Genomic DNA, 3,720 nt, shown 5'->3' on the forward strand with positions numbered 1-3,720 from the left:
TCATCTGGGAATGTCCCCTTCGGCGTCGAGGCTCGAGCACGGTCGTGCTCGCATCGATCACTACGACCGCTTCAACCACCCGCTGCCAGGAGTTGTTCCATGTCCCACCCCACGGACCTGCTGTCCGGTCTCGACCCGGAGCAGCGCCGGGTCGCCGAGACCCTGAGGGGTCCCGTCCGCGTCCTGGCCGGTGCCGGCACCGGCAAAACCCGCGCCATCACCCACCGCATCGCGCACGGCGTCCACAGCGGTGTCTACGCGCCCACCGAGGTGCTGGCCGTCACCTTCACGACGCGCGCCGCCGGCGAGATGCGCGGACGGCTGCGTGGTCTGGGGGCCGGTGGCGTGCAGGCCCGCACGTTCCACGCCGCGGCCCTGCGCCAGCTGCGCTACTTCTGGCCGCACGTCCACGGCACCGAGCTGCCCACCCTGACCGAGTCGAAGATCCCGATGATCGTCCAGGCTGCTCGGCGGCTGCGCCTGACCACCGACCAGGCCGCCCTGCGCGACCTCGCCTCCGAGGTCGAGTGGGCGAAGGTGAGCAACGTCCGCCCCGAGGACTACCCGGCGATCGCCGAGGCCCGCAACCGCTCGGTCGCCAACCTCGACGCCGACACCGTCGCCCGCGTGCTCTCGGGCTACGAGGACGTCAAGCGCGGTCAGGGTCGCATGGACATGGAGGACGTCCTGCTGCTCACCGCCGGGATCCTCGCCGACGACGAGCGGGTCGCGGCGCAGGTGCGACGCCAGTACAAGTGGTTCGTCGTCGACGAGTTCCAGGACGTCTCGCCCCTCCAGTCCGCCCTGCTCGACCTCTGGCTCGGCGGTCGCAACGAGCTCTGCGTCGTCGGCGACCCGGCGCAGACGATCTACTCCTTCGCCGGCGCCAACGCCGACTTCCTGCGCGACTTCCCCCGCAAGTACGCCGACACCACCTCCATCGAGCTGGTGCGCAACTACCGCTCGACCCCGCAGGTGGTCAGCGCCGCCAACTCGCTGCTCGCCGGCACCTCCAGCACCAGCGTCGAGCTGAGGGCCCAGCGTGCGTCGGGCAGCGACGTCGTCTTCGAGGGACACCCCGACGAGGTGGCCGAGGCCTCTGCGGTCGCAGGACGGGTCAAGCGACTGCGCGACGCCGGACATCCCCTCTCCGAGATCGCGGTGCTGTTCCGCATCAACGCCCAGTCGGAGGCCTACGAGGAGGCGCTGACCGACGCCGGCATCCCCTACGTCATCCGCGGAGCATCGCGCTTCTTCGACCGTCCCGAGGTGCGCGAGGCGGTGACGCGCCTGCGCGGAGCGGCCCGATCGGGGGCGTCTGCGGCCGACGGCGACACCTGGGTCGACCTGGTGCGCGACACCCTGGCCGGGATGGGCTGGACGAGCGAGGCTCCCCAGACCCGTGGACAGACCCGCGACCGATGGGAGTCCTGGCAGGCCCTGGTCAGCCAGGCCGAGGCCTTCGCGGTCCAGAATCCCGAGCCCGACCAGCTCAACGCCTTCGTCGACGACCTCGATCGCCGCGCCTCCGAGCAGCACGCCCCCGTGGCCGAGGGAGTCACCCTCGCGACGTTCCACGCCGCGAAAGGCCTGGAGTGGGACGCGGTGTTCCTCGTCGGTGTGCAGGACGGCACCCTGCCCTTCACCTACGCCACCACCCCGGCTGCGATCGAGGAGGAGCGCCGACTCCTGTACGTCGGGATGACTCGCGCCCGCAGCGACCTGGTCGTCTCCTGGGCCCAGGCGCGCAACCCGGGCCAGGCGGCGCGTCGCAAGCCGTCGCGATTCCTCACCTCCCTGCTTCCGGCATCGGCGCAGCCCGCGACACGTCCGAGCAGCCGCAAGGGTGCCCGCACCTGCGTGGAGTGCGGCAAGCCACTGGCGCCGGCCGACAAGGCGCGACGTCGCTGTGCCGACTGCCCGGTGCGCTACGACGAGGCGCTGTTCGAGCGGCTGCGCGAGTGGCGCAAGGAGAAGGCCCTGAGCGAGGAGATCGCGCCGTTCATGGTGTTCAGCAACGCCACGCTCGAGCTGGTCGCCGAGCTCAAGCCCCGCACCCCCACGGCCCTCCGGGCCGTGTCCGGCATCGGCCCGGAGAAGCTCGAGAAGTACGGCGCGGACCTCCTCGAGCTGGTGGGGTGAGGCCGCCGGCGAGCGCCGGCGAAGAAAGTTCGAGAAATAGCCATTAAATGGTTTGCCCCTTACTCACAGGGGCGCGTAGTTTGCTTCTCATCAGTTGATCAACCGCGCACCAGGGTCCTGACAAGACCTGCGCACGAATGCATCGAAGGAGGTGGCCTCCATGGAGAACATCAACACCACGGCGACGACGATCGCTCGCCCCGGCACGACGTCGGGCAGCACGTCTGCTTTTGCCATGTCCACGCGCGGCTGCACCTTCGCTGCTCTCGACGCCGACCGCACCGCCGGTCAGCGGTGGATTCCGGCCATCGGTCTGACGACCGATCCGTCGGCCACCATCCGCGAGCGCCAGGTCACCGCCAAGGGACACGTGGGCCTCGTTGCCTACACCCCGGGAAACCACGCCTGGAAGCCACCTCTGTGCTGAGAGATCAGTAGAGAGCAGCCTCCAGGCCGCGGAACCCGTCAAGGGATCCGCGGCCTTTGTGTTTGTCAGGTGTTTGTCAGGAGACGCATGACTGAGAAGGAACAGCACCATCAGCATCACCAGCACCAGCCACATCAGCGATCAGACAAGAGAGACGGAGGTGACCAGATGACCACCAGCACCCTCGAACGCCGGCAGGACTTCACGGGCGGCCACCAGGTGATGACCCTCGGAGGTCTTCACGACCAGGCAGGACAGGTCGACGAAGCACTGCTGCCCTGCCGGGTGAACAGCCCGGAGCTGTGGTTCGCCGAGCTGCCCGCGGACGTCGAGTTCGCCAAGGCCCTGTGCCAGGGCTGCCCGGTGCGCGAGCTCTGCCTCGACGGAGCCCTCGAGCGCCGCGAGCCGTGGGGCGTGTGGGGCGGTGAGCTCTTCCTCCAGGGAGTGGTCATCCCCCGCAAGCGCCCGCGCGGCCGGCCCCGCAAGGACCGCACCGAGGTGGCGGCATGAGCCTCCGCCCCACCCCATACGAGAACCGGAGTACTGACGTGAACACCATGCATGAAGACCTGGCGCGGGCACATATGTCCGCGCGCCTGGGAGAGGCGCAGGAGTTGCGTGCGGGCCACCACCTGGCCCGCGCACGGCGCTTGAGCCGCAGGGCCGAGCGCGCAGCGCTGCAGGCCCGTCTCGCCCTCGCTCGCGCTCTGTAGGACCCCCGGAGTCACCTCCGGACACCCTGATCGCGGGTGTTTCAACCAGGAGCCGGACACGACGTCTCGACGTCGCGTCCGGCTCCTGCTCGTTTTCGGCGCCGCGTGGCGCCTCGGCGTCCTACGGTGGAGGAGTGAGTGAGACCTGCGCCTTCTGCGGAACCGTCGAGGACGACGCCGCGACGCTGCTCACCTGGTCGAGCAGCGTCGAGCGCGGCCGCGCGCTGCGCTACTGCCTCACCTGCTCCCGCGAGCACCTGCGGGCCATGGAGGGCAAGCTCGACCAGGAGTGGTGGTGAGGGTGCGCCAGCGCGACGAGGATCAGTAGGGCAGCTCGTCCCAGCAGCAGCCACAGTCAGGATGGCGTGGCCAGGAGCGAGGGACCGGGGACGGCGAGTGGGCATCCAGGGTGGCCGACCAGGTCGTCGGACGAGCACC

General features: G+C 69.8%; 4 protein-coding genes. All 4 read left to right on the plus strand.

Translation table 11 applies throughout. The annotated features are described in order from the left end of the window. Nucleotides 1-99 precede the first annotated feature (99 nt). Nucleotides 100-2,142 (plus strand): ATP-dependent DNA helicase UvrD2, encoded by a 2,043-nt coding sequence (locus VOI19_RS16110; protein WP_323793983.1) that lies wholly within the window; start codon nucleotides 100-102, stop codon nucleotides 2,140-2,142. A 160-nt stretch (nucleotides 2,143-2,302) separates the two neighbouring features. Continuing rightward, on the plus strand, nucleotides 2,303-2,569 hold the full coding sequence (locus VOI19_RS16115; protein WP_323793984.1) for a hypothetical protein: 267 nt from the start codon (nucleotides 2,303-2,305) through the stop codon (nucleotides 2,567-2,569). Between the two features lie 222 nt (nucleotides 2,570-2,791). Beyond that, entirely contained in the window at nucleotides 2,792-3,079 is a 288-nt protein-coding gene (locus tag VOI19_RS16120) for a WhiB family transcriptional regulator (protein ID WP_323793986.1), read from the plus strand. Between the two features lie 337 nt (nucleotides 3,080-3,416). Further along, nucleotides 3,417-3,581 (plus strand): hypothetical protein, encoded by a 165-nt coding sequence (locus tag VOI19_RS16125; protein WP_323793985.1) that lies wholly within the window; start codon nucleotides 3,417-3,419, stop codon nucleotides 3,579-3,581. The last annotated feature ends 139 nt before the right edge of the window (nucleotides 3,582-3,720 follow it).

Origin of the sequence: Nocardioides sp. (assembly GCF_034670285.1) — a bacterium.
Lineage (GTDB): Bacteria > Actinomycetota > Actinomycetes > Propionibacteriales > Nocardioidaceae > Nocardioides.